A 25,535-nucleotide genomic window follows, 5' to 3' on the forward strand; every position below is an offset into this window, starting at 1 on the left:
GCTGGCAGGGAAGGGCTCGACGCTCACAGGCTGATCCCGACGTCGAAGAGGATGCTGCGCCCCAGGTTACCGCGCAAAAAGTCCGGTGCATCGGGGTGGGCGAACAGCACCCTGGCGAAGGTCGGGCCCACCAGTGACAGTGAGCGCCAGCCCTGGCGCAGGTATTCGGTGGGCGGTGGGAAATGGCTGTTGAGGTCGAGCACTTCGCGCTTGAGGCTGGCGAAGGCGATGATGTCCAGTTCGCCCAGGTCCATGCCGCGTTCCTTGTAGTTGTGCGCTTTTTTGCGCAAGGTCGGTGCCAGTCTCAGCAAAAACTCGTTGGCTGGAATACGCCTGGGTTTGGCTTCGCGGCGCACCAGTTGGCTCAGGGAGAAAGCACTGCGCCTGCGTTGTAGCTCGTCGCGCCACTCGTCATTGAGCCGTCGACCTTCGTCGAGCACGAAGAACACTTCGAAATTCGCCTCGCGAAACAGGACGTCCGGCGGCTCCCCGGCAGGGCTGAATTCGTCGACGCGGTAGGGAATATTCAAGCCTTGCAGCAGGCGTTGGCAGACCCAACGCTCACGCTCCCATTTGCGGGCGTTGGAAAGGAACGCGTTGGCTTGCTCGGCCGCGATGGTCAGCAGGCGTAAATAATCTGAGTCATCCATAGGCCAAGCTTAGCGTTCAAATGCGATCGCAAAGAAGACAGTTTGTCGGAGAGGAAAAACTTTCCCGAGTCTTCATCGTTGCATGCATCCGGCGATCTTCCTTCAAAGCCCGGTTCAGGGCACTGCACAAAACGGATAGCGATCTGCGCAAAGCGGATAGTGCCGCGCGCCATGCGTCCCTACCCTCGGCTGTACGGACGTTTACCGCGTTACCGATGCTCTTAAAAAAACAACAACAAGAGAAAGATGCCATGCGCACGATCGACGTACATGAGGTTATCGACAACGCACGCTTCAACCGCTTTCACTGGAGGGTGCTGTGCTGGTGTGCCCTGATCATCATCTTCGATGGTTACGACCTGGTGATCTACGGTGTGGTGCTGCCGATGCTGATGAAAGACTGGGGGTTGAGTCCTCTGCAGGCGGGTGCATTAGGCAGTTATGCACTGTTCGGCATGATGTTCGGGGCGCTGTTTTTCGGCCCGCTGTCGGACAAGATCGGCCGCAAAAAGGCCATCACCCTGTGCGTGATGCTCTTCAGCGGTTTTACCGTGCTCAATGGTTTTGCCAGCAACCCCACTGAATTTGGCATTTGCCGGTTCATTGCCGGGCTGGGGATTGGCGGGGTGATGCCCAACGTCGTGGCGCTGATGAACGAGTACGCGCCGAAAAAAATCCGCAGCACCCTGGTGGCGATCATGTTCAGCGGCTACTCGGTGGGCGGCATGCTCTCGGCCGGGCTGGGCATCGTGCTGATCCCAAGCTTTGGCTGGCAGTCGGTGTTTTATGTGGCGATTTTGCCGTTGCTGTTGTTGCCGCTGATCATGTACTTCTTGCCCGAGTCGGTAGGTTTCATGCTGCGTCAGGGTCGTAACGAAGAGGCGCGCAAGGTTCTCCAGCGCGTCGATCCGGCGTATGTCGCACAAGCCAGCGATGAACTGCACATGACCGAAGTGAAGGGCACCGGCACCCCGGTTCTGCAACTGTTCCGTGAAGGCCGGGCGGTGCGCACGCTGATGTTGTGGCTGGCATTTTTCTGCTGTCTGTTGATGGTGTATGCCTTGAGCTCCTGGCTGCCGAAACTGATGGCCAACGCCGGTTACAGCCTGGGGTCGAGCCTGTCATTTCTGCTGGTGCTGAACTTCGGCGCAATATTCGGCGCGGTCGGCGGCGGGGTGTTGGGTGACAAACTCAACCTGCCGAGGGTCTTGGCGGTGTTCTTCGCCATCGCTGCCGTATCCATCACCTTGCTCGGCTTCAACAGCCCGACGCCAGTGCTGTATCTGCTGATCGCCATTGCCGGCGCCACCACGATCGGCTCGCAGATCCTGTTGTACGCCTGCGCCGCGCAGTTCTATTCCATGGCCATTCGTTCCACCGGTTTGGGCTGGGCCTCGGGTATCGGCCGCAACGGGGCCATCGTCGGCCCGCTGCTGGGCGGTGCGTTGCTGGGGATCAGTCTGCCGCTGCAACTGAACTTCATGGCGTTCGCCTTGCCGGGGGCGGTCGCGGCCATCGCCATGGTCGTGTTCGCCATCAGCAGCCAGCGCACCAGCCCAGGCGTCACCTCGAGACTGGCGCCGACCAGCGCCTGATCCCCACCACTCGCCTCGAAATACTGCGGGTGGCGCACGCCAACCTGTCGATCAATAACAATAAGAGAAAAGCGATGAAACAGATTATCCCCACACTCGGTTCAGTGGTGTCCCTGGCGGTCGTCTTGGGTTTTTCCAGTGGCCTGATGGCTGCCGAGGGCGGCTTTATCGAAGACACCAGCGCCACGTTGCAGGCGCGCAATTACTACTTCAGCCGGGATTTCTCCGACATTGTCGGGGCCAACAAGCAGTCGAAGGCCGAGGAGTGGGCCCAAGGTTTTATCCTGAACGTAAAGTCCGGCTACACCCAAGGCACCGTCGGTGTCGGTGTGGATGTCATCGGGTTGCTCGGCCTCAAGCTCGACAGCAGCCCGGATCGGGTCAATACCGGGTTGTTGCCGGTACAGAGCGATGGGCGCGCGGCGGATGATTACAGCCGCCTGGCCGGTGCGTTGAAGCTGCGTTACTCGAAGACCGAGTTGAAGGTCGGTGAATTGCAACCCAACCTGCCGGTGCTGGCCTTCAGCGATATTCGCTTGCTGCCGCCGAGCTACCAAGGGGCGAGCATCAGCTCCAACGAGATCAATGGCCTGACGTTGCAGGCCGGGCATTTGAGTTCGACCAGCCTGCGCAACGAATCCGGCGAGCAAAAGATGCAGGCCATGCTGGGTCACGTGCCGCAGCGCCAGGTCAGCAGTGACGGCTTCAACTTTGCGGGCGCCGATTACGCTTTCAATGACAAACGCACCTCGGTCAGTGCCTGGTACGGGCAACTGGAAGATATCTACAACCAGCGCTTCCTCGGCCTCAAGCACAGCGAACCATTGGGCGACTGGACCCTGGGCGCTAACCTGGGCTACTACGACTCCCATGAAGACGGCAAAAAGTTGCTCGGCACCATCGACAACCGGGCGTTCTTTTCCTTGCTGTCGGCCACGCGTGGCGGCCACACGTTTTATGTCGGTTATCAGGGCATGTACGGCGACAGCGCCTTCCCGCGGGTCTTCGCCAACATCTCGCCGCTGGGCAACGAGGTGCCAACCTACGAGTTTGCCTACACCGACGAACGCTCCTGGCAGGCGCGCTACGACTACGACTTCGCCGCCCTCGGGGTGCCGGGGCTGACCAGCACTGTGCGTTACATCACCGGCAACAACGTCGACACCGGCAGGGGTTTCGAAGGCAAGGACCGCGAGCGCGATCTCGATCTCGGTTATGTGCTGCAGAGCGGTACCCTTAAAGGCCTCGGGATACGCGTGCGCAACGCCATGGCGCGTTCTAACTACCGCAGTGATATCGATGAAAACCGCTTGATCCTCAGTTACACCTGGACACTGCTATGACCGGCGCGCAAGAACGCGGGCCGCGCAAGATCGGTGCGGGTTTGTTGTTGATGAGTGCTGGCGTGGGCGCTGTGATGTTGGCCTGGGGCGATAACGAGCGGCTGCTGCTGGCTGGCGGGATCAACCTCGCATTGCTGTTCGCTGCGGCGCTGTATCGTCGACAGCCACCGGTGATAGTGGCATCGCCGCTTGAGTCTGAAGTTCCCGTGCCGAGCGTGGTGCTGATCGAGCCTCCGACCCCGGCAGTGCAACCCGAGCGCGAATGGCCCGGTGCGATTGTGCACCTCACGCTGGAGCAATTGACCGAGTCGGTGCTGCAAACCGAGGAAGACATGCGCTTCGCCAATCAACTGGCACGCACGGCCGGCGAGCGGGTGAAGGCGAGTGCGCTGAGCATGCAGTCTTCGGCGAGTGTGCTGGGGGACCTGAACCTGTACATGCAGCGTCTGGATCAAGTGTTCGATGAGCTTGGTGGTCAGTCGATGCGCATCGGTGCAATTGTCGGCAGCATTCAGGACATTTCTCGTCAGACCAATCTGCTGGCGTTGAACGCAGCCATCGAGGCGGCACGGGCAGGCAGCCATGGCCGAGGCTTTGCGGTGGTGGCGGATGAAGTGCGTAATCTGTCCCGTCAGGCGGCGGATTCCAGTGCGCAGATCAGGCAGATCGCGACGGGCCTGGAGCAGTCCGCCGAGCATGCGCGCCAAGGAATCGAACAGTTGGCCGGTTCAACGCGTCTGGGGCTGGAAAAGGCCGAAGTGGCGCTGCACTCGATGGGCGAACTGCAAAGTGGTGCGCTGGCCCGGGTCGAAGTGGTCGAGCGCATCATGGCGCGCTTGGCCGGGCTGCATGATCTGGCCTTGCAGGCGAAACGGATGGTCGTTTGAGTCGTGCAGCGAGCCAGGGATCACAGGTCGCTCGTGCAGCTGCCCATGACCTGGTAAGTCACGCGATGGGTCTGGCCTTGATGATCGATGTAGACCATGGTCGCCGGCACTACGTCGCAGGCGGTGGCGGTGTTTGTCACGGATACCACCTTGGCGATGTCCAGCGGTTGCGCCGGGTTGTACGCGGTGGTGGGTTCGTTGCCGGCGGCCATGGCCGAGGTGGCGACAACGGTCAGAAACAGACTGATCAAGGTTTTCATTTTTGCGTGCTCCGTGTGAGTTCCGATGATTGAAGTCTATGCCACGCCCGCTACCGATAAAGGGGCAAACGCCTGATGCAGCCTTACGTGAAACGCAACAGTCAGTGCCCGAGGAGGGTCTATGGATTTGCTCAACAACTTGCGGGTGTACGTCCGCGTGGTGGACAGCGGCAGTTTCACCGCCGCCGCCGACGCGCTCGAGCTCTCGACCGCGCAAGTGTCCCGACTGGTCGCGGATCTGGAGCAGCATGTACAGGCGCGCCTGCTGCAACGCACCACTCGGCGTTTGAGCCTGACCGAGGCCGGCGAGCGCTTTTTGCTGCGCGGTCGGCAAATACTCGAAGAGATGGAGGAGGCCACGGCCGAAGCGCGTGGTGCTCATCTCAAGCCCAGCGGTCGGTTGCGGGTTCACAGCATGCATGGCCTGGGTGTTCTGATCACGCCGCTGATCGCTCGATACTCCGAACTCTATCCTGATGTGGTGTTTGAGCTGACCTTGTCGCAACGCAATCCGGATCCGCTGGAAGGAGGTCATGACGTGGTGATTTCTATTGCCCATGAGTTGGCCGACTCGCAGTTTGTCGCCCAGGTCATCGGGCAGATTTTCAGCGTGCCCTGCGCCTCCCCGGATTACCTGCAACGCCACGGTGTGCCAGACAATCCGTTGGAGCTGAACGATCATCGGTGTTTGCGCATGCTCGATCCGTTGTACAGCGATCAATGGGTGTTCCATGACGCTAAGGGTGAGCATCGCGTCAGCCCGGCGAAGACCTTTCAGTGCAATGTTGCCGAGTCGATGGTCAAGGCTTCCGAGGCGGGGATGGGGGTCAGTCTGTTGCCGTTTTATACCGCGACACGGCCGTTAAGCGACGGCACATTGCTGCGCCTGCTGCCGACCTATCGCCCGCGAGAGCGCAATGTCTACGCGTTGTACCCGTCGCGGCGCTTTCTCGATGCGAAGGTCCGAACCTGGGTGGACTTTCTGAAGGCCGAGTTACCGCGCCTGTTCGCCGAGCATGAGGCGGTGATGAACAATCCACGCCACTGGGCCTGAGATCGAAGGGCGCGCGCAGGGCGGTGTAGACTCAAGGCTTGTTTCGGTTCGACAAGGAGTCTGAAGTGAAGATCTGCTCTGTAGGGTTACCGGGTTTTGTGCCGTTGTGGGCGCGGGAGTGTCTACCGCGATGATCGGTGCCGCATTACTGTCCCCCGAAACCCTCACGGTCGGCTGGTTGATCTACGTGCCGGTGTTGACCTGGGCCATTGCGCGAGCGCCGTGGGTGGAGCTGTTTACCGACAGTCGGCGTCAGCACTTGCTGTTCGGCACTGTGTTCGCGCTGTTCGTCCTCTGGCTGGTGCGACGGGACTTCGATACCGGCGTCTCCTACCACATTATCGGCATGACAGCGGTGACGTTGCTTCTGGACTGGCCGCTGGCGATTGTCGGCGGGCTGGTGGCGCAGATGGGGCTGGTACTGCTCGGGCGTCAAGACCTGGCGGCGATGGGGATCAATGGCGCGTTGCTGATTCTGTTGCCGGTACTGGTCACCGAAAGCTGCGCGATCCTGGTGGAGCGGGCGCAACCGCGTAATCCCTTTGTGTATATCTTTTGCTCAGGCTTTTTGGCCGCCGCGCTCTCGGCATTGCTCTGCCTGCTGCTGGGGCTGGGGTTGCTGTGGTTCGACGAGCGTTTTGCGATGCCGGAGTGGCTGGAGGATTTTGTCGGTTACCTGTGGCTGATCATCTTCCCCGAAGCGTTCATCAACGGCATGGTGGTCAGTGCGCTGGTGGTGTTCTGCCCCGAGTGGCTGGAAACCTTCAACCGCACACGTTATTTGTCGGCGCCGTGGAAGGACGACAACAAGCCTTGATCCATATCAAAGGCTCAAATCGCTGGCGATCCCATGCTCTGAAAAATCCTCAGGAGCAGCGGCATGAGCGTTTACGAGTGGGCAAGGCAGGAGTTGCGCAACAGTCTGGAGTCGGCGCAGGAGGCGGGGTTTGAACCCGGGTTGAGCCTGCGTGCCTTGCTCAGTGCGGTGGTGCAACAGAGCAAGGCGGTGCGCAGTGTCGAGGATCTGGCCGATGAGTTGCAGTTTCTGGCAGAGAATCTCGATGACGGCCAGGATTACGGGTTCATGCGGCCCTGATGCTGGGGATCAGTGACGCGGGTCGAAATCTTCCGTAAACAGATCATCTTCAGCATCCGGGCTGACCGGGATCTTGTGTTCTTCCGACGCCCAGGCGCCCAGATCGATCAGTTTGCAACGGTCCGAGCAAAACGGCCGGAAGGTGCTGGCCTCGCTCCATTCAACAGGGGCGCCGCAGGTTGGACATTCGACGACAGGGGGTTGGCTCATGACTGGCCTCCACGCAAAGTAAGGTAAAAGTGATGCAGGCGTTCGACTTCGCTGTGCAGCCAGGCGAGGTCGCGGTCGTTGACCACTACATCGTCGGCATGGCTGATGCGGTCCTGACGGCTGGATTGAGCCTTGAGGATTGCCTGAACCTGCTGTTCGCTGGTCTGGTCGCGCTGCAAGGTTCGTTCGATCTGTAAGTGTTCCGGTGCGTCGATCACCAGCACTCGCTGGGTCATTTTGTACTGCCCGGACTCGATCAACAGCGGCGACACCAGAATCGCATAAGGTGATTGTGCGCGTGCCAGGTGCGCAGTGATTTCCTCAGCGATCAGCGGATGCAGCAACGCTTCGAGCCAGCGGCGTTCATCGGGCACTTCGAAGATCAGCTTGCGCAGTGCGGCGCGATCCAATTGGCCGTCGGCTTGCAGCACGCCGGCACCGAAGTGCTCGGCAATCTGTGCCAGCGCCGGGCGACCGGGTTCGACCACCCAGCGCGCGGCATGATCGGCATCCACCGCATGCACACCCAGATCGATGAAATGCCGGGCGGCCGCGCTTTTGCCGCTGCCGATGCCACCGGTCAGGCCGAGAATCCAGGGTTTTTCCACAGGGGTATTCATTTGAAACCGACAAACTGCCAATAGAAGCCGGTTATTTGACCACCCCAGAGCAAGGCAATCCAGCCGGCAATTGCCAGATACGGTCCGAAGGGGATTGGCGTCGAGGTTTTCGCTTCTTTCACCCGCAGCAAAATCACCCCTCCTACGGCGCCCACCAATGATGAAAGCAGGACCGTCAGCGGCAGTATCTGCCAGCCGCCCCAGGCTCCGAGCAGCGCCAGCAGCTTGAAGTCACCGTAGCCGATACCTTCCTTGCCGGTCATCAGTTTGAACAGCCAATACACCGACCACAGCAGCAGATAGCCGACCACCGCGCCCCACATCGCCTCATGCAAGGATACGAAGAGCTCGAAGCTGTTGACGATCAACCCCAGCCACAATAACGGCAACACCAGCACATCCGGCAGCAATTGGTGGTCGGCGTCGATCAGACACATCGCCAGCAAGCCCCAGCTCAAGACCAGCACCCACGCCGCCTGCCAGCCGAAGCCGAAGTGCCAGGCGACGAACGCTGACAGCAAGCCGCAGGCCAGTTCGGTCAAGGGGTAGCGGGCGCTGATCGGTGCTTTGCAGCTTGAGCAGCGGCCGCGCAGCGCCAGATAGCTGAGCAGCGGAATGTTTTCCCAGGCGCGGAGTTGATGAGCGCACTGCGGGCACTGCGAATGCGGCAGCATCAGGTTGTAGGTCGGCCCCGGTGCGTCGCTTGGCAAACCCAGTACGTCCTGGGCTTGTTGCCGCCAATCGCGTTCGAGCATTTTCGGCAAGCGCCAGACCACCACATTGAGAAAACTGCCGATCACCAGCCCAAGGACCAGCGCGGTTAACACGAAGGCCAGTGGGTAACCGGCCAGAAGCTCACTCAAGGGCATGTTCAGATCGCTGTGCCGAGTTGGAAAATGGGCAGGTACATGGCAACCACCAGCCCGCCGACAATGACGCCGAGCACCACCATGATGACGGGTTCCATCAAGCTGGTCAGGTTATCGACCATATTGTCGACTTCAGCTTCATAGTAGGTCGCCACTTTGCCGAGCATGTCGTCCAGTGCACCGGATTCCTCGCCAATGGCGGCCATTTGAATGGCCATGTTGGGGAAAATCCCGCTGGTGCGCATCGAGAAATTTAACTGCATGCCGGTGGAGACATCTTGCTTGATGCGCAAGACCGCCCGTTTGAACACGATATTGCCTGTGGCGCCTGCCACCGAATCCAGCGCTTCGACCAAGGGCACGCCAGCGGCGAAGGTGGTCGACAGCGTGCGGGCATACCGGGCCACCGCCGATTTGTAGAGCAGCGTTCCGACGATCGGCAGCTTCAGCAGGTGAGTGTCCAGCCAGTCGCGAAAGCGTTGTGAGCGTATGAGCGCATGGCGAAAACCCAGAAGCCCGACGATCAGGCTGCCCAGTAACAGCCACCACCACGCCTGCATGAACTCGGACAGGCCGATCACCATCACCGTGAAAGCCGGGAGTTCTGCACCGAACCCGGCAAACACCGACTGAAACTGCGGAACCACTTTGACCAGCAGAATACCGGTGACGATGATTGCGACAAAGACCACGGCCAGCGGATAGGTCATGGCTTTTTTGATCTTGGCCTTGAGGCTTTCGCTTTTTTCCTTGTAGGTCGCAACCCGCTCCAGCAGCGTGTCGAGCGCGCCGGCCTGCTCGCCAGCATCGACCAGGTTGCAGTAGAGCTCATCGAAGTACTGCGGCTTTTTACGCAGCGCAGTGGCGAAGCTGTTGCCGGCGGCGACTTCCTGTTTCACCTCGTCCACCAGCTTGCGCATGTTCGGGTTGTCGAAGCCTTCGCCGATGATCTCGAACGATTGCAGCAAGGGCACGCCGGCTTTCATCATGGTCGCCATTTGCCGGGTGAAGAGGGCAATGTCCAATGCCGTGATACGTTTGCCGGCACTGAACAGCGAAACGGTTTTTTTTCGGACTTTGCCCGGGTTGATGCCTTGTTTGCGTAGCTGCGCCTTGATCAAGGCCGGGTTATGGCCGCTCAGCTCACCGGTTATTTTGCTGCCTTTTTTGTCGGTGCCTTCCCAGGCGTAGACGCTGACTTTGATTGCTTTGACCGCCATGACTCAATCCTTGGTGACCCGGTTGACTTCTTCAAGGCTGGTGACGCCCTGCATGGCCTTGAGCAGGCCCGAGGTGCGCAGGTCGTTGAAGCCGTCCTTGCGCATCTGGGCATCGATCTCCAGAGAATTGCCTTCAGCCATGATCAGCCGTTGCAGCTCTGGGGTGTTTTTTACCACTTCATAAATACCGACTCGGCCTTTGTAACCGTTGTTGCAGTGTTCGCAACCGGCGGGTTCGTAGATCGTGAAGGAGCCGATGCATTCCCGAGGGAAGCCTTCCTTGATCAGGGTTTCGTCGGGAATCGAGAGGGCTTTTTTGCAGTGGCTGCACAGCTTGCGAGCCAGACGCTGGGCAATGATCAGGTGCACGGCGGTGGCGATGTTGAACCCCGGGATGCCCATGTTGTGCAGGCGGGTCAGGGTTTCCGCCGCGCTGTTGGTGTGCAGGGTAGAAAGCACCAGGTGTCCGGTTTGCGCAGCCTTGATCGCAATTTCGGCGGTTTCCAGGTCGCGGATCTCGCCGACCATGATCACGTCCGGGTCCTGGCGCAGAAATGAGCGCAACGCCTGAGCGAAGTCCAGGCCCTGCTTGGGATTGACGTTGACCTGGTTGATGCCTTCCATGTTGATCTCTACCGGGTCTTCGGCGGTGGAGATATTGATATCGACGGTATTGAGGATATTCAGCCCGGTGTACAGCGACACGGTTTTCCCTGAACCCGTCGGCCCGGTGACCAGAATCAGCCCTTGAGGTTGCTTGAGTGCCGCCATGTACAGGTCTTTCTGATCAGGCTCGTAACCCAGGGCGTCGATGCCCATCTGCGCGCTGGAGGGGTCGAGAATCCGGATCACGACTTTTTCGCCCCACAACGTTGGCAGGGTGTTGACCCGAAAATCGATGGATTTGTTTTTCGACAGGTGCATCTTGAGCCGCCCGTCCTGGGGTTTGCGCCGCTCCGAGATGTCCAGGCTGGCCATGACCTTGAGGCGCGCGGCGATGCGGTTGGCCAGTTGAATCGGCGGTTTGGCGACTTCACGCAACATGCCGTCGGTCCGTACCCGCACCCGGTAGATTTTTTCGTAAGGCTCGAAATGCAGGTCCGAGGAGCCGCCCTTGATCGCGTCCAGCAGCATCTTGTGGACGAAGCGCACCACCGGGGCATCGTCGGAGTCCTGGGCGGTGATGACGTCCTGGTGCTGGTCGTCGATGGTTTCGATGTCCAGACCGTCGAGGTCGACGTCGGCCATCTCCTCCATTCCCGAACTGCGACTGTCGAAGAACTTGTCGATGGCGTCGCTGAGCTTGTCGTCTTCGACCAGAATCGCTTCGGTGGTCAGCCCGGTGCTGAACTGGATGTCGTTGATCGCCTGCTGATTGCTCGGGTCGGAAATGCCCACGAACAGCTTGTTGCCGCGCCGCCAGAGCGGCAGGGCGTGGTGCTGGCGAATCAGCTTTTCGCTGACCAGGTCTTTGGGCTGGGAGTCTTTGTCGAGGCAGTTGAGGTCCAGGAATGCCACGCCGAAATGCTCAGAGGCGATTTCCGCAACCTGACGGCTGTTCACCAGTTTGTTTTGTACCAGATAGCTGACCAGGGAAATGCGATTGCGTTGGGCTTGCTGATACGCCTGTTGCGCGCTTTGGTCAGTGAGCAGTTCGGCCAGCACCAATTGCTTGGCCAGACCGCTGAGGGCGATGTCATTCATTCAAATACCAGACGCAGACCGTTCAAGACTTATAGCCTAGTCAACGGATGGAACCCCACCAGCGCTCTTGAGGTGACAAAAAGTGTCAGATAGTGCGGTTCCTCGGGGCGTACGCGGGACTATTGCCGATCTGATGCCCCGCCAGCAGGGGGCGCAGGGCTTGGCATGTGCTGTGCTTTGGCTTGTTCAGGACATGAGATTTCGCCTCATGCATGGAGCCTGTTCTATGAATAATCAAAAAGGTTTTACCCTCATCGAGCTGCTGATCGTGGTGGCGATCATTGGCATTCTGGCGACGTTCGCGTTGCCGATGTATTCCAAATATCAGGCGCGGGCCAAGGTGACGGCGGGGGTGGCGGAAATTTCGGCGCTGAAGGTGCCTTTTGAAGACATCATCAATCAGGGCACTGACCCGACGCTGGCGGCGATCAACGGCACGGCAACTACCGGTAACTGCACGATCACGGCATCGGGTACTGCCGCCACCGGTGTAGGCACTATTGTTTGCACGATTGTCAATGCGCCAGGACCGGTGCTCGGCAAAACCATCACACTCACACGGTCGGCAACGACCGGCTGGAGCTGCGGGACCACGGTATTGCAGGACTACGCGCCCAAGGGTTGCACGGGCGTCTGATCTTGCATCGACGCATCAATGCCTCGCCTCTGCGGACGCGGGGCATTTTTTGTTCACTGTTCGGTGGTCTGACAGTGATTCGAGAACATCCCGGCAACTCTGGCTCTGAATCTTCGATAAAAACCGCAACTTGCATGTCAACAACGCCCGGGTCATGCATTTTGCATGATTTCGGGGATTTGTTTTTTTATAACATGTTGATTTGTATTGGGTTATTGGGTTTCCGGCAGTTGGCACAGCCTTCGCACTATCTCTGTTAACCCTGCTGAGAAGGCATACGGCAGGCTTTCTGGAAGAACAGGAGTTACTCGTATGAAAAAGTTCGCTATCGCTGCCGCAACTGCTACCGCTCTGACCCTGACTATGGCCAACGCTGCATTTGCGCAGACCACTCAAACCACTCAGTCGCCGATGGTGGTCGCTGCTGGTGAAATGACCAAGGCTGCGGAGGCGACTTCCGATACCTGGATCACCACTAAAGTGAAAAGCGATCTGGTCACCGAGAAAGGTATTCCTGGGACTGACATTAAAGTCGAAACCAACAAAGGCGTCGTCTCGTTGTCGTCGACTGTAGCCTTGACCGCAGCCCAGAAACAAACGGCCGTCGACATCACCAAGAAAATCAAAGGTGTCACCGCCGTATCGGCTGACGGTCTGATGACCCATTAAGACTCAAGGCTTCTCGCTTGAAACGGCAGAAGGGAATCTAACGAACACAGTAGAACGACTGTGGGAGCGGGCTTGCTCGCGAAGGCGGACTGACATTCAATATTGATGCTGAATGTTATGGCCTCTTCGCGAGCAAGCCCGCTCCCACATTAAATTGTCGTAACTTTAGTTGCCGCGTTTGCTGGTGATCTGTACCAGACGGTTGCCTTCAAAGCGCAGGTATTGGTACATGCCGCTGTTCGGGCCGTAGGTCCATTCTTCAACCGGGACTTCTTCCCGGCGATTGGCGCTGCGTTTGTAGCCCAGCGCATCACGCGCCACCGGTTCGCCGCACTTTTGCAGCACTTCACCTGCACGATCGCCGACGCTGATCAACTGACTGCCGCAGCGCAAGGTATCGGCCGCCGACGCCTGGCTGGCGGCCAACGCGAGTGTCAGGCCGATCAGCAATCGGTTATTCATGCTTACTCCGCGTCCAGATGCATTGGCGTGACAACCCGGCCATCGCTTTCGGCCTCACCCAGGTTAGCGTCGATGAAGTACACCCGGTCATCGGCCAACTGGGTTTTATCGACCATGTAGTCCTTGATGCTGCTGGCGCGGTCCTGACCCAGTTGGCGCAGCAGCACGTTGTCTGAAGCCCAGAACTTGATCACACCTTCGCGCAGTTTGGCGGTGCGCTCTGCTTTACCCAGTTGCGCCCATTCGGCCGGAGGCTGGGTTTTCAGGCGTGTGCGGTAAATGGCTTCGAGCAACGGGCCTTTTTCGCTGTCCGGGACTTCCAGCAACGAGGCTTGCGCCGGGACTTTGTCGCCGCGACGCTGGAGCATTTTGTAGTAGTTGTACTGGTATTCACGTTCCAGTCGCTGTTCGGCAATCAAGGGGCCATCGCTCTTTTCGGCGGCGGTGCCTTCGATTTCCAGGCGCAGGGTTGGACGTTCCTTGAGCGCTTTGGCCAGGGTATCGAGCGCCGACTCGGCGTTCTTGCTCAGCTCGCTTGAACCGGGGGCGAACGACACGCTGCCCAGGTCCTCGGCCCCGCCACCGCCGGCCAGCCCACCAATGAACTTGAAGGGGGCCTCGGCGGCGCGCACGATCAGGTTGCGCAGGGTCTGCCAGATGATCGGCATTATGCTGAATTGCGGGTTGTTCAAATCGCCTGTTATCGGCAGATCAATGGAGATCTTGCCATCGCTGTCCTTGAGCAACGCGATGGCCAGCTTCAGCGGCAAGCTCACGGCGTCCGGGCTGTCGACTTTCTCACCCAGTTGCAGCTGTTCCACGACCATTTTGTTTTCGGCTTTCAGTTGTCCCTTGGTGATCTGGTAGTGCAGGTCGAGATCGAGTCGGCCCTTGCGGATCCGGTAACCGGCAAACTTGCCGGAGTAGGGGGTCAGGGTGGTCAGTTCGACCCGTTTGAAACTGGTGGCGATATCCAGCGAGGCCATCGGGTCGAACGGGGTGACGCTGCCCTTGATGGTCACCGGGGCGTAGCGATCGACCTTGCCCTTGATGTCGACGGCGGCGGGTTTGACCTGGCGGCTGTCGATGGTGCCGATCTGGCCGTTGAGTTGTTGAACGGCAGTGGCGAAGTTCGGTGTCAGGCTGAAGTCGGCGAAGTTCGCCGAGCCGTCGTTGATGGCAATACCACCGATGTGGATGCCCAGTGGCTTGTCCTTGCTCGCGGCAGGTTTTGCGGCGGCGGTTTTGCTGCCGCTGTCGGCCGATTGCGGGATCAGCAGGTCATTGATGTTGGTGGTGCGGTCATCGTTGATCATGAAGCGCACATATGGCTGAAACAGGTTGATCTTGTCGATCGACAGGCTGTCGCCATGTTGGTAGTTCAGGCCTTCGACCACCACTTGCTGCCACTTGAGGAAGTCGCGGGTTTTCAGGGTGTCGAGGGTGTGCAGTTGATCGACCTGGGCCCTGCCGGTGACGCTGAATGCCAGTGGGTCAGTGCTTTTCAGGTCAACCGCCAGGTCGCTGCCGAGCATCCCGGAACGCAGTTCCAGACGAATGAACGGGTTGATGTAGGACTGGGCGACACGCAGGTCGATGTCCTTGGTCTGGACCTTGAGTTTGGCGCTGATCGGCGCGAGGTTGACCTCGCCGTCTGCGAGAACCTTGCCCTGCTTGCCCAGGCCGGTATCGAGCTTGAGGGAGAACGGCGAGCCATTGAGGCTATCGAAGTTCTTCACGTCGACGTTCAGCGGGCCGAGCTCCAGTGCCACCGCCGGTTGGGCCTGACGGTCGGCCAGGTGCACTTGATAGTTGCGCAGCTCTACATCCTTGAGCAGCACTTGCCAGGGTTTGCTCGGCGCAGCGGGGTCGGGTGTTGGTTTAGGCGAATCTGCGGCAGCCGGGGCTTTGGTTGACTCGGGTTGTGTGGCGGGTTTGGCCGGTTGGCTGGCGAAGAGTTTCTGCCAGTCGAGTTGACCATCGGCTTCGCGGGCGACCCAGGTTTCGAGTTTCTGGCTGCGGATCTTGCCGACGATCACTTGTTGCTTGGCCAGATCGATGCTGGTCTCGCTGACGTCCAGGCGCTCAAGGCGCGCCAGTGGCCGGCCATCCGGGGCCTTGATGGCGAACGGTGCGATGCTCACCGAAGTGTTGTTCAGCAGCAGTTCGGTTCCCTTGTCCAGGTTGAACGTGTAATCGGTGCTCAGGTTCAGGGTGCCGTCTTCAAGAACCAGCGGCAACGCATCACGCACGTAAGGCCACCAGGACTTCATCTTGCCGTCGGTCACTTTCAGCGTGCCTTCGGAAGTGATGGGCACCAGGCTGATGTGGCCGGTCCAGTCGATCTGACCTCCGGCCGGGCCAGCAGCGACCAGGGTCATGGCGGCGTTGTCGTCGGGCAGGGTACTGAGGTTTTTCAGTTCGAAGTCGAGCTTGTCGTACAGGAACTCGATCGGCTCGCTCGGGCGCAGATCCTGGAAGTGCACATAACCACCGGCCAGATTGATGCGGTCGATGCGCAGCGGAAAAGGTTTGGCATTCGGCTCGGCGGGCGTTGGTTCACTGGCCGGCAACTTGAACAGCTGCGTGAGGTTCAGGCTGCCGTCCTTGTTGAACAGTATCTCGGTTTTCGGCTTGTCCAGCTCTATGTCGGTCAGGTGCAGTGCGCGGGTCCACAGGCTGTCGATTTGCAGGTTGGCGTACAGGCGCTCGAAGGCGATCTGTTCCTTGCCCGGCTCGCCGATATTCAGACCCCACACCGTCAGTTCAAGGCTGAAGGGATTGAGTTCGATCCGTTGAACGTGCGCCGGCACCGTCGCGTAGTTGGCCAATTGTTGATTGGCGACCCGCAAGGCGATGCCTGGCAAAATCAGAAACCCTAACAAGCTGTAAAGGGCGACAGCAATCAACAAGGCGCCGATGGCGCGAATCAATCCTTTGGGCATGTGCGACTTCATCTATCAGAATCAGGAGTGCGTTGGAGTATGGCACGCGGTTAAGGTTGCGAAGCAATCACCTTGAACAGGAAATATCTGGTTTTTCGCGAGAAGTCAGAGTTGCAGGATCAGGGTTTTCAGTGGTGGTTGCTGATCCATCGACGGAAAGTCGCTGCCGGGTGTCAGCACTTTCCAGTCACGCACCGGACGTCCGGCCTTTTCTGCACAGCGCAGCACCTGCTCACGCCAGTCGTCCATGCTGACTTTTGCCAGGTTATTGCAGCAGATCAGCACGCCATCATCGGCGGTGGCCAACAGTGCCGGTTTGAGCAGGCTTTGATAGTCGCGCAGCAGATCGACGGTGCCGAATGCACTCTTCGCCCAGGCCGGCGGATCGAGCAGGACCAGGTCATATTGACGCTGTTCCAGGCGCGGGTAACTGGGCAGCTTCTGCCCACGGCGCTGACTGATCGGCAGGCCAGCGAGTTGGCGGATGGCCGGGAAGTAATCGGACTGTACGAACTGCATGGTCGGCAACTGTGGGTTGAGCAGGCCGTTCTCACGGCCGACGGCCAGGTTGCCCTCGGCGAAATCCAGATTGCACACCTCACGGGCACCACCGGCCGCCGCGCTAAGGCCGACGCCGCAGGTGTAAGCGAACAGGTTCAGCACACTTTTGTCGGCACTGTGGTCCTTGACCCAGCCGCGGGCATTGCGCAGGTCGAGAAACAGCAACGGGTCCTGCCCGGCGTGGCGACCACGGACGCGGTAGTTCAGGCCCCATTCGTGGCATACCAGGTCGGCCAGCGCGGCCTCTTCGGCGCGATAAACCGTGTCTTCGCGGTCGATCCGCGAATTGCCTCGCGAGCGATCGTTGTAGACCAGCAGGGTGTCGAGATTGAGGCGCTGATTGATGGTTGCGTGCAACGCGAGCAAGTCATCGCGTTCCAGCGACTGGTGAAAGCTTTGGACCAGCAGTTGCGGGCCGTAACGGTCGATGGTCAGGCCGCCGGCACCTTCCTGGCTGCCATGGAATAGCCGATAGCAGTCGGTGCCTTGCGAGTGCAGCTCGGCGAGCAAGTCTTGGCGATGATCGAGGGCGGCGCACAGCGCCTGATTCAAGGAAGACATGCAAAGCGCCTTGCTGGGGAATTTGGCGCGAGAGTTTAACAGCTTGGCGCGGGACCGAGGTGCTGCCTTCGCGAGCAAGCCCGCTCCCACACTGAATTGATAAACGACACAAATCCAGTGTGGGAGCGGGCTTGCTCCGGGCGGCGTTCCGACGAAGCTTTTTAGCTTTTTGTCAGCTTGGCAGGCCCATCCGCCGCTTGGCCCGCTGCACCGAACCATTGCGCACCGCCCAGCGCAGCATCGGTGCACTGCGATTGACGCTGGCGCGAATCAGTTTGCGTTGTAGCGGATTCTGGCGGACACCGAGCATGTCACTGGCCCAGTCGGGCAGCAGGTCGATGCCCGCTTGCATCATCAGCCCGCCGAAGGGTTTGGCCAGACGGCTGGGTGACGGTGCGGCAAGGAGCAATCGCAGCACTTCGCGGCTGCGTTCATCGCAAAGCAGTTGTGGGCGAATTCGCTCAAGGTACTCGGCTATTTCCCGCCGTGAGCGCGGCACGTCGCGGGCGCCCAGTCGTTCGGCGACCAAGGCGATCTCGGAGTAGTAACGGTCCTGATCGGCGGGCGAAAGATTCGGGTTACGGTAGCGCAAATGGGCAGCGAGGAAGTTGCTGACTTCGGCCACATGGACCCAGGTCAGCAGGTCCGGGTCACTGGCGGCGTAGGGGCGGCCATCGGGCGCCGTGCCGACCACTTGCAGGTGAATGGTGCGCACTTTTTCGATCAGCCAGTCGGCGTCCTGGCGTGAGCCGAAGGTGGTTCCAGAGATGAACTGCCCGGTGCGGCGCAATCGACCGAGCATGTCTTCACGGAAATTCGAGTGGTCCCAGACTCCGGCCAGTGCCAGTGGGTGCAAGGCTTGTAGCATCAAGGCGCTGATACCGCCGATGAGCATGCTGCTGAAGTCGCCGTGCACTTGCCAGCTCACCGAGTCGGGGCCGAAGAGGCCGGGATCGCCCTTGGGGTTTTCCAGGTCGAGCTTGCCCAGCGAAAGGCCGGACAGGCTCATGATCTGGGTTTCGATGCGGCTACGAATGAATTCCATGACAGCTCGCTGGCAACGGCATTAAAAGGTGCGCGGCCAGCGGCCGCGCCTGGATGACTCAATCACTGGTTCAAACGCTTGTCGATCAGCCCGGCGACCACGCTAGGGTCGGCCAGGGTCGAGGTGTCGCCGAGGCTGTCGAGTTCGTTGCAGGCGATCTTGCGCAGGATCCGCCGCATGATCTTGCCCGAGCGGGTTTTCGGCAAGGCCGGGGCCCATTGAATCAGGTCGGGTTTGGCGAAACTGCCGATTTCCTTGCTGACGTGGGCCAGCAGTTCTTTCTTCAGCGCGTCGCTGGATTCGATGCCGTTCATTGGGGTGACGAAGGCGTAGATACCCTGGCCCTTCAGGTCGTGTGGGTAACCGACCACCGCCGCCTCGGCGATGCTGTCATGCAGTACCAGTGCGCTTTCGACTTCGGCAGTGCCGATGCGGTGCCCGGAGACGTTGATCACATCATCGATGCGTCCGGTGATCCAGTAATCGCCATCTTCGTCGCGTCGCGCGCCATCACCGGTGAAGTAGTAGCCGGGATAGGCTTTGAAATAGGTGTCAAGCATGCGTTGGGGGTCGCCGTAGACGCTGCGGATTTGCCCCGGCCAGCTTGATTTTATGGCGAGCACGCCACTGCCGGCACCGCTGATTTCCTTGCCGTGCTCATCGAGCAATACCGGTTGCACGCCGAACATCGGCTGGGTCGCGCAGCCGGGCTTGATCCGTTGCGCGCTGACCAGCGGGCTGAGCATGATGCTGCCGGTTTCGGTCTGCCACCAAGTGTCGACGATCGGGCAGCGCTGCTCGCCGACCGCGTTGAAATACCAGTCCCAGGCTTCCGGGTTGATCGGTTCGCCGACGCTGCCCAGCAGCCGCAAACTGGCACGTGAACTGTCTTTCAAGGGTTCCAGGCCTTCGCGCATCAAGGCCCGCAGTGCGGTTGGCGCAGTGTAGAAAATGTTCACCTGATGTTTGTCGATGACCTGCCAGAAGCGCGAACTGTTCGGGTAGCTCGGCACACCTTCGAAGATCAGCGTGGTCGCGCCGTTGGCCAGTGGCCCGTAGACGATGTAGCTGTGGCCGGTGACCCAGCCGACATCGGCGGTGCACCAGAAGACTTCGCCGTCGCGGTAGTCGAATACGTACTTGAAGGTCATCGCCGCTTGCAGCAGGTAGCCGCCAGTGGTGTGCAGCACACCCTTGGGTTTACCGGTGCTGCCGGAGGTGTAAAGGATGAACAGCGGGTCTTCGGCGTCCATCGGTTCTGGCGGACAGTCGTCGCTAACGTCGCGCAAGGCCTGGTGATACCAGAGGTCGCGGCCCTCGACCCAATTGACGTCGCCCTGAGTGTGTTCGACCACCACAACGGTGCTGACTGCCGGGCAACTGAGCAAGGCTTTGTCGACGTTCTGTTTGAGCGGTACATATTTACCGCCACGCACGCCTTCATCGGCAGTAATCACGGTGCGGCAGTCCGCGTCGAGGATCCGGTCACGCAGGGAGTCGGGGGAAAACCCGCCAAAGACTACCGAGTGCACGGCGCCGATGCGCGCGCAGGCGAGCATCGCGTAGGCGGCTTCAGGGATCATTGGCATGTAGATGCACACCCTGTCGCCTTTTTTTACGCCACGGCTTTTCAGCACGTTGGCCAGGCGGCAGACGCAGTGATGAAGTTTTTGGTAGGTGATGTGCAGCGATTCGGCGGGGTCGTCGCCTTCCCAGATGATTGCGGTCTGCTCGCCGCGTCGGGCGAGGTGGCGATCGATGCAGTTGTAACTGACGTTGAGCTGACCGCCGGCAAACCATTGCGCCGCGCCGGTTTTGACATCCGATTGTTGGACGCTTTGCCAGGGTGTCGACCAGTCAAGAAAGCGCTTGGCCTGTTCGGCCCAGAAGATGTCGGGTTGCTCGATGGATTGGCGGTACAGGCGCTGGTAGTCGTCCTGACTCAGTTGTGCAGCCCGGCGGACGGCATCGGCTTTAGGGAACGTGCTGATATCGAACATGACGGTTCCTTATGCTTGTATTGCACAAGTGATAAAGATGCGCCGAGTGAATATCGAGTTCAAGTTGTACAGGAAACCAATGTGGGAGCGAGCTTGCTCGCGATAGCAGTCTGACAGTCGACATTTTCCTCGAATATCAAACCGCCATCGCGAGCAAGCTCGCTCCCACAGGGGCTGTGCAGACCTGTGGGAGCGGTGATCAGATCACCCGCGGTGACGACCGCGGAAATAGTTGATCAGACCCTGGGTCGAAGCGTCTTCGGCCGGGGTTTCTTCGCTGCCGACCAGACGGCTGTAGACGCCTTTGCCCAGCTCCTTGCCCAGCTCCACGCCCCATTGGTCGAAGGCGTTGATGCCCCAGATCACGCTCTGCACGAACACCTTGTGTTCGTACATCGCGACCAGCGCGCCCAGACGACGCGGGCTGATGCGTTCGACCACCAGGGTGTTGCTCGGGCGGTTGCCCGGGATCACCTTGTGCGGCGCGAGTTTTTGCACCTGGTCTTCGGTCACGCCTTTCTCGCGCAGTTCGGCTTCGGCTTCGGCGCGAGTCTTGCCGAGCATCAGCGCCTGGCTTTGTGACAGGCAGTTGGCGTACAGCCACTGGTGGTGGTCGGCGACCGGGTTGAAGCTGACGATCGGCACAATGAAGTCGGCCGGAATCAGCTGGGTGCCCTGGTGCAGCAACTGGTGATAGGCGTGTTGACCGTTGCAACCGACGCCGCCCCAGATGACCGGACCGGTATCGGTGGACACTGGCGTTCCGTCCTGGCGCACGCTCTTGCCGTTGGATTCCATGTCCAGTTGCTGCAAGTGCTTGGTGATGTTGCGCAGGTAGTGGTCGTACGGCAGGATCGCGTGGCTTTGCGCGCCCCAGAAGTTGCCGTACCAGACACCCAGCAGTGCCAGCAGCACCGGCATGTTTTGTTCGAATGGAGCGCTCTGGAAGTGCTGGTCCATGGTGTAGGCACCGGACAGCAGTTCCTTGAAGTTCGACATGCCGATGGCCAGGGCAATCGGCAAACCAATGGCCGACCACAGCGAGTAACGCCCGCCCACCCAGTCCCACATCGGGAAGATGTTCTCTTCGCGAATACCGAAAGCCACGGCCGCTGCGTTGTTGCTCGAAACCGCGATGAAGTGGCGATACAGCTCGGCTTCTGAGCCGCCCTGAGCCAGGTACCAGGCGCGTGCGGCCTGGGCGTTTTTCAGGGTTTCGAGGGTGTTGAAGGACTTCGAGGAAACGATGAACAGTGTGGTTTCGGCACGAATCTTCGCCGACAGCTCATGGAATTCGCTGCCGTCGATGTTCGCCAGGTAATGGCAACGCACGCCTTTCTGGGCGTAGGACAACAGCGCTTCGGACACCAGCTCAGGACCAAGGAACGAGCCACCGATGCCGATGTTCACCACGTCGGTGATCGGCTTCTCGGTATAACCACGCCACAGACCGTCATGAATGCGTCCCACCAGCTCGGTGATCTGGTTCAGTACCTTGTGCACGTCAGGCATGACGTTGACGCCATTGACCGACAGCTTGTCGCCCACCGGACGGCGCAGAGCGGTATGCAGCGCCGGGCGGCCTTCGGAGGCGTTGACGATTTCACCGTTGAACAACGCCTTGATCGCGTCCTGCAAGCCGACTTCGTTCGCCAGGCCCACCAGCAGATTGCGGGTTTCGGTGGTGATCAGGTTTTTCGAGTAATCCAGAAACAGCCCGCAGCTGCTCAGGGTGAATTGGGTGAAGCGCTGCGGGTCGGCATTGAACGCTTCGCGCATGCTGAAATCCTGCATGGCTTGGCGGTGATCATTCAGCGCCTGCCAGGCTGGCAGAGCGGTAACGTCTTGAGGAGTGCGGTAGTACGCCATCGCTGCGGGTTTCCTTTTACTTGGACTGCCTTTATGACACTGAAAAGCCCGGAATGTCCTGTTCGATGACAGGCACTCTCCGGTCGAACTGCGAGTAAACGATTAAATAGCGCAGGGCGATTACAGTAAACCTCGCGGTGTGATCTGTCTTGGCTTTGTCTGACCCGTGGCCGGTACTTTTTTGTACCGGCGCAGAGGTTCGCCAGGCAGGCGGGTTTTCAGTGCACAGAGTTTGGGGGGCTCAGGCGACCTGAACCGGGATGGCATTGCTGGTGTGGCTTAGCTCGTTGCCGGGCGCCATGTAGAGCATGCGCGGTTTGAAATTGAGCAGTTCGGCTTCACTGTAATGGGCGTAAGCGCAGATGATTACCCGATCCCCGACCTTGGCCTTGTGTGCGGCGGCGCCGTTGACCGAGATCATGCGCGAGCCTTCTTCGCCACGGATCGCATAGGTGGTGAAGCGTTCGCCGTTATCGACGTTGTAGATCTGGATCTGTTCGTACTCACGGATTCCGGACAGATCCAGCCATTCGCCGTCGATGGCGCAAGAGCCTTCATAGTCGAGCACTGCGTGGGTAACTTCGGCGCGATGCAGCTTGGCCTTGAGCATGATGGCGTGCATGAGTGTTTCCTTGGGCTGATCCGAACCGCGGCAGTTTGCCCGAAGCCTTTGAGGCCGGCAATACGGCGTGAGAAACCGACTGTAATCTACAAAACAACACCGTTCTACTGTGGGAGCAAGCCCGCTCCCACATTTGTCTTGTGGCGCTTATGCGGGCGCGTCGAGGTTCAGGTGCAGGTTGTCGATCAACCGGGTCGTGCCCAGGAAAGCGGCCACCAGAATCACCAGGTCACGGTCATCCGCGGTCGCTGGACGCAGGGTCAGTGCATGGCGAATTTCCAGGTAATCAGGACGCAAACCGGCGCCTTTGAGCTGCTCGACCTGCCGGGCCAGGAGCGCCGGGTAATCCCGTTCGCCCTGTTTGATGGCCTCGGCGATTTCGCTCAGCGTGCGATACACCACGGGCGCGATGGCCCGCTGTTCTTCACTGAGGAAACCATTGCGCGAGGACAGCGCCAGGCCGTCGGCGGCTCGCACGGTGGGCTCGCCAATGATCTGGATCGGCATGTTCAGGTCATGCACCAGCGCGCGAATCACCGCCAGTTGCTGGAAGTCTTTCTGGCCGAAGATCGCCAGGTCCGGCTGGACCATGTTGAACAGCTTGCTGACCACCGTCGCCACACCTTCGAAATGCCCAGGGCGGCTGGCGCCACACAGGCCTTCAGAAAGTTGTGGAACGCTGACGCGGGTCTGGCCGGCCATGCCGTCCGGGTACATTTCCTCGACCGTTGGTGCGAACAGCAGGTGACAGCCGGCTTGCAGCAGTTTCTCCTGGTCGGCGGCCAGGGTCCGCGGGTACTTGTCGAGGTCTTCGCCTGCGCCAAATTGCAGCGGGTTGACGAAAATGCTCGCGACCACAAAGTCCACCCGCTGGGTAGCCTTGGTGACCAGCGCAATATGGCCGCTGTGCAGATTACCCATGGTCGGCACGAAGCCGATACGTTTGCCTTCGCTGCGGGCGCGGGCTACAGCGGCACGCAGTTCGCGTACGGTTTTGACAGTGTTCATGCAGAGAATCCGTGTTCAGCGCCCGGGAAGGTCGCGGCTTTGACTTCGCTGACGTAAGCGCTCAGGGCCGCGTGAATGCTGTCTTGGCCGGCCATGAAGTTCTTCACGAACTTCGGTGCGCGGCCAGTGAGCGACAGACCGAGCATGTCGTGCAGGACCAGCACCTGACCGTCGGTGGCATTGCCGGCGCCGATGCCGATCACTGGAATCTTCACCGCTTGAGTGATTTCGTGGGCCAGTTCGCTCGGTACACATTCGAGCAACAGCATCGCCGCGCCGGCCTGTTCCAGGGCAATCGCGTCCGCGCGCATCTGCCGGGCCTGGTTTTCATTGCGGCCCTGGACTTTATAGCCGCCCAGAATGTTCACCGACTGCGGCGTCAGCCCCATGTGTGCACACACCGGGATACCGCGTTCGGCCAGCAGACGAATCGACTCGGCCAGCCACAGTGCGCCTTCGACCTTGATCATGTGCGCACCCGCCTGCATCAGCAGGGCACTGTTGGTCATCGTTTGCTCGATGGTCGCATTCGCCATGAACGGCAGGTCAGCGAGGATCAAGGCGTCGGTGTTGCCACGCTTGACCGCGGCGACGTGGTAAGCCATTTCGGCGGTGGTCACCGGCAGGGTGCTGTCGTGTCCTTGCAACACCATGCCAAGGGAGTCGCCCACCAACAGCACTTCAACGCCCGCCTCATTGCAGGCGTGGGCAAATGTGGCGTCGTAGCAGGTCAGCATGGTGATTTTTTCACCCTTTTGCTTGAGGCTCTGCAAGGTGGTCAAGGTGATAGCTGGCATGAAAAAAATCCTCATTCAGGCGCTTGGAAAACTACTGCGAGTAACGCGCGTGATTCTTCATTTACTCAGGCGCACGGTCTTGTGTCGTGCTTGAAAAGCCTGGATTGCGCCCTGTGGTGCCGGGTTGGCGGCAGCGGGACGCCTATAGTCGTGAGGAGAACTCGGGAAGTCAATTGGATGTGTTACCGCAATGTTACGCCGTTGGTGTTACCGGCGTTACTGATGCGATTCAGCAGATTCTTCAGGAGCAACACAAGCCAATGTGGGAGCGAGCCTGCTCGCGATAGCGGACTATCAGCCAACATTTTCGATGAATGTTCCGCCGCCATCGCGAGCAGGCTCGCTCCCACAGGTGATTTATGTCAGGTCTGGGGGAGGCGTTCCAACCCGACAAACGGACAAGCTGCGAGCAGTTCGCGCAGGTGACGACCGTCCGCCAGTTGCAGGTCAGCCGGTGTCAGTTCGGCCAGCGGGTAGAGCACAAAGGCCCGTTCCTGCATGTGGTAATGGGGGACTTTGAGGCGGGGCTCGTCGATCAGTCGATCGCCGAACAGCAGGATGTCCAGGTCCAGCGTACGCGGGCCCCAGCGTTCATGGCGCTCGCGACCCTGATCGATTTCGATGGCTTGCAGCGCATCGAGCAGTTCAAGCGGCGCAAGTGTGCTGTCGAGCGCGGCTACCGCGTTGGTATAACGCGGCTGGCCCGGCAGCAAGGAATCGCTTTGATAGAAGCTCGAAACCCCGACCAGCTCTGTCCGGGGTAACTGCGCAAGTGCTGCAACGGCGCTGCGCAGTTGTTCCGCGGGGGCAGCGAGGTTGCTGCCCATGCCAATGTAGATGCGTTCCATCGA

At 59.8% G+C, this 25,535-nt stretch carries 24 protein-coding genes and 1 pseudogene; 8 read left to right on the forward strand and 17 right to left on the reverse strand.

Annotated features, from left to right (window positions below):
* Positions 1-23: 23 nt before the first annotated feature.
* Entirely contained in the window at positions 24-650 is a 627-nt protein-coding gene (locus AC1RPZ_RS20195) for a DUF1780 domain-containing protein (RefSeq protein ID WP_477769442.1), read from the reverse strand.
* 251 nt (positions 651-901) lie between these two features.
* Here AC1RPZ_RS20195 and AC1RPZ_RS20200 point away from each other — a divergent pair, with 251 nt between their 5' ends.
* The 3 genes and pseudogenes from AC1RPZ_RS20200 to AC1RPZ_RS20210 all read left to right on the forward strand — a co-directional run.
* Complete coding sequence (locus tag AC1RPZ_RS20200; RefSeq protein ID WP_493138785.1) at positions 902-2,245, forward strand: aromatic acid/H+ symport family MFS transporter; 1,344 nt, start codon at positions 902-904, stop codon at positions 2,243-2,245.
* A gap of 74 nt (positions 2,246-2,319) precedes the next feature.
* Positions 2,320-3,588, forward strand: coding sequence for an OprD family porin (locus AC1RPZ_RS20205; protein WP_493138787.1), 1,269 nt, complete (start codon positions 2,320-2,322; stop codon positions 3,586-3,588).
* A 494-nt stretch (positions 3,589-4,082) separates the two neighbouring features.
* Positions 4,083-4,475 (forward strand): annotated as a pseudogene (locus tag AC1RPZ_RS20210) (methyl-accepting chemotaxis protein); the annotation flags it as partial.
* A 20-nt stretch (positions 4,476-4,495) separates the two neighbouring features.
* Here AC1RPZ_RS20210 and AC1RPZ_RS20215 read toward each other — a convergent pair.
* Positions 4,496-4,735, reverse strand: coding sequence for a DUF2790 domain-containing protein (locus AC1RPZ_RS20215; protein ID WP_493138789.1), 240 nt, complete (start codon positions 4,733-4,735; stop codon positions 4,496-4,498).
* 121 nt (positions 4,736-4,856) lie between these two features.
* On the opposite strand from AC1RPZ_RS20215, the gene AC1RPZ_RS20220 reads away from it, so the two are divergent.
* The 3 genes from AC1RPZ_RS20220 (at position 4,857) to AC1RPZ_RS20230 (ending at position 6,885) form a co-directional block, all read left to right on the forward strand.
* Positions 4,857-5,789, forward strand: a complete 933-nt coding sequence (locus AC1RPZ_RS20220) for a LysR family transcriptional regulator (protein ID WP_493138791.1) — start codon at positions 4,857-4,859, stop codon at positions 5,787-5,789.
* A gap of 130 nt (positions 5,790-5,919) precedes the next feature.
* On the forward strand, positions 5,920-6,606 hold the full coding sequence (locus AC1RPZ_RS20225) for an energy-coupling factor ABC transporter permease (protein WP_493138793.1): 687 nt from the start codon (positions 5,920-5,922) through the stop codon (positions 6,604-6,606).
* Between the two features lie 63 nt (positions 6,607-6,669).
* Complete coding sequence (locus AC1RPZ_RS20230) at positions 6,670-6,885, forward strand: hypothetical protein (protein ID WP_262114896.1); 216 nt, start codon at positions 6,670-6,672, stop codon at positions 6,883-6,885.
* A gap of 9 nt (positions 6,886-6,894) precedes the next feature.
* On the opposite strand, the gene yacG is transcribed toward AC1RPZ_RS20230, so the two are convergent.
* From yacG to pilB, 5 genes are read right to left on the reverse strand one after another with little or no spacing between them, the layout of a single operon-like run.
* Positions 6,895-7,095: a DNA gyrase inhibitor YacG gene (yacG, locus tag AC1RPZ_RS20235; RefSeq protein ID WP_493138795.1), complete on the reverse strand. Its 201-nt coding sequence runs from the start codon at positions 7,093-7,095 to the stop codon at positions 6,895-6,897.
* Positions 7,092-7,715: a dephospho-CoA kinase gene (gene coaE / locus AC1RPZ_RS20240; protein WP_493138797.1), complete on the reverse strand. Its 624-nt coding sequence runs from the start codon at positions 7,713-7,715 to the stop codon at positions 7,092-7,094. The genes yacG and coaE overlap by 4 nt, the downstream gene beginning before the upstream one ends.
* Positions 7,712-8,584 (reverse strand): prepilin peptidase, encoded by an 873-nt coding sequence (locus AC1RPZ_RS20245; protein WP_493138799.1) that lies wholly within the window; start codon positions 8,582-8,584, stop codon positions 7,712-7,714. Before AC1RPZ_RS20245 ends, coaE begins: the two co-directional genes overlap by 4 nt.
* 2 nt (positions 8,585-8,586) lie before the next feature.
* Positions 8,587-9,804: a type II secretion system F family protein gene (locus AC1RPZ_RS20250; RefSeq protein WP_493138800.1), complete on the reverse strand. Its 1,218-nt coding sequence runs from the start codon at positions 9,802-9,804 to the stop codon at positions 8,587-8,589.
* A 3-nt stretch (positions 9,805-9,807) separates the two neighbouring features.
* Positions 9,808-11,508, reverse strand: coding sequence for a type IV-A pilus assembly ATPase PilB (pilB, locus tag AC1RPZ_RS20255; protein ID WP_493138802.1), 1,701 nt, complete (start codon positions 11,506-11,508; stop codon positions 9,808-9,810).
* A 226-nt stretch (positions 11,509-11,734) separates the two neighbouring features.
* On the opposite strand from pilB, the gene AC1RPZ_RS20260 reads away from it, so the two are divergent.
* Both AC1RPZ_RS20260 and AC1RPZ_RS20265 read left to right on the forward strand, forming a co-directional pair.
* Complete coding sequence (locus tag AC1RPZ_RS20260; protein WP_493138804.1) at positions 11,735-12,145, forward strand: pilin; 411 nt, start codon at positions 11,735-11,737, stop codon at positions 12,143-12,145.
* Positions 12,146-12,457: 312 nt separating this feature from the next.
* A complete protein-coding gene (locus tag AC1RPZ_RS20265) occupies positions 12,458-12,814 on the forward strand; it encodes a BON domain-containing protein (RefSeq protein ID WP_493138806.1) in 357 nt (118 codons plus the stop codon).
* A gap of 165 nt (positions 12,815-12,979) precedes the next feature.
* Here the strand turns inward: AC1RPZ_RS20265 and AC1RPZ_RS20270 are convergent, their stop codons facing one another.
* The 10 genes from AC1RPZ_RS20270 to folK all read right to left on the reverse strand — a co-directional run bounded on the left by AC1RPZ_RS20270 (position 12,980) and on the right by folK (position 25,532).
* Entirely contained in the window at positions 12,980-13,276 is a 297-nt protein-coding gene (locus AC1RPZ_RS20270) for a DUF2845 domain-containing protein (protein WP_493138808.1), read from the reverse strand.
* A gap of 2 nt (positions 13,277-13,278) precedes the next feature.
* Positions 13,279-16,221 carry a DUF748 domain-containing protein gene (locus tag AC1RPZ_RS20275; RefSeq protein ID WP_493138810.1) on the reverse strand — a complete coding sequence of 981 codons (2,943 nt, stop codon included), beginning with the start codon at positions 16,219-16,221 and terminating at the stop codon, positions 13,279-13,281.
* Positions 16,222-16,326: 105 nt separating this feature from the next.
* Positions 16,327-17,343, reverse strand: a complete 1,017-nt coding sequence (locus AC1RPZ_RS20280; RefSeq protein WP_493138812.1) for a class I SAM-dependent rRNA methyltransferase — start codon at positions 17,341-17,343, stop codon at positions 16,327-16,329.
* A 172-nt stretch (positions 17,344-17,515) separates the two neighbouring features.
* Positions 17,516-18,388 (reverse strand): oxygenase MpaB family protein, encoded by an 873-nt coding sequence (locus tag AC1RPZ_RS20285; RefSeq protein ID WP_493138814.1) that lies wholly within the window; start codon positions 18,386-18,388, stop codon positions 17,516-17,518.
* 62 nt (positions 18,389-18,450) lie between these two features.
* Positions 18,451-20,388, reverse strand: a complete 1,938-nt coding sequence (acs, locus tag AC1RPZ_RS20290) for an acetate--CoA ligase (protein ID WP_493138816.1) — start codon at positions 20,386-20,388, stop codon at positions 18,451-18,453.
* Between the two features lie 204 nt (positions 20,389-20,592).
* Entirely contained in the window at positions 20,593-22,257 is a 1,665-nt protein-coding gene (gene pgi, locus AC1RPZ_RS20295) for a glucose-6-phosphate isomerase (protein ID WP_493138818.1), read from the reverse strand.
* Positions 22,258-22,498: 241 nt separating this feature from the next.
* On the reverse strand, positions 22,499-22,879 hold the full coding sequence (gene panD / locus AC1RPZ_RS20300) for an aspartate 1-decarboxylase (protein ID WP_003228271.1): 381 nt from the start codon (positions 22,877-22,879) through the stop codon (positions 22,499-22,501).
* 147 nt (positions 22,880-23,026) lie between these two features.
* Complete coding sequence (panC, locus tag AC1RPZ_RS20305) at positions 23,027-23,887, reverse strand: pantoate--beta-alanine ligase (RefSeq protein WP_493138820.1); 861 nt, start codon at positions 23,885-23,887, stop codon at positions 23,027-23,029.
* Complete coding sequence (panB, locus tag AC1RPZ_RS20310) at positions 23,884-24,684, reverse strand: 3-methyl-2-oxobutanoate hydroxymethyltransferase (protein WP_493138822.1); 801 nt, start codon at positions 24,682-24,684, stop codon at positions 23,884-23,886. The genes panC and panB overlap by 4 nt, the downstream gene beginning before the upstream one ends.
* Before the next feature lie 362 nt (positions 24,685-25,046).
* On the reverse strand, positions 25,047-25,532 hold the full coding sequence (gene folK / locus AC1RPZ_RS20315; RefSeq protein WP_493138824.1) for a 2-amino-4-hydroxy-6-hydroxymethyldihydropteridine diphosphokinase: 486 nt from the start codon (positions 25,530-25,532) through the stop codon (positions 25,047-25,049).
* Positions 25,533-25,535: the final 3 nt, after the last annotated feature.

The organism is Pseudomonas sp. GW822-FHT02D10 (assembly GCF_058802345.1).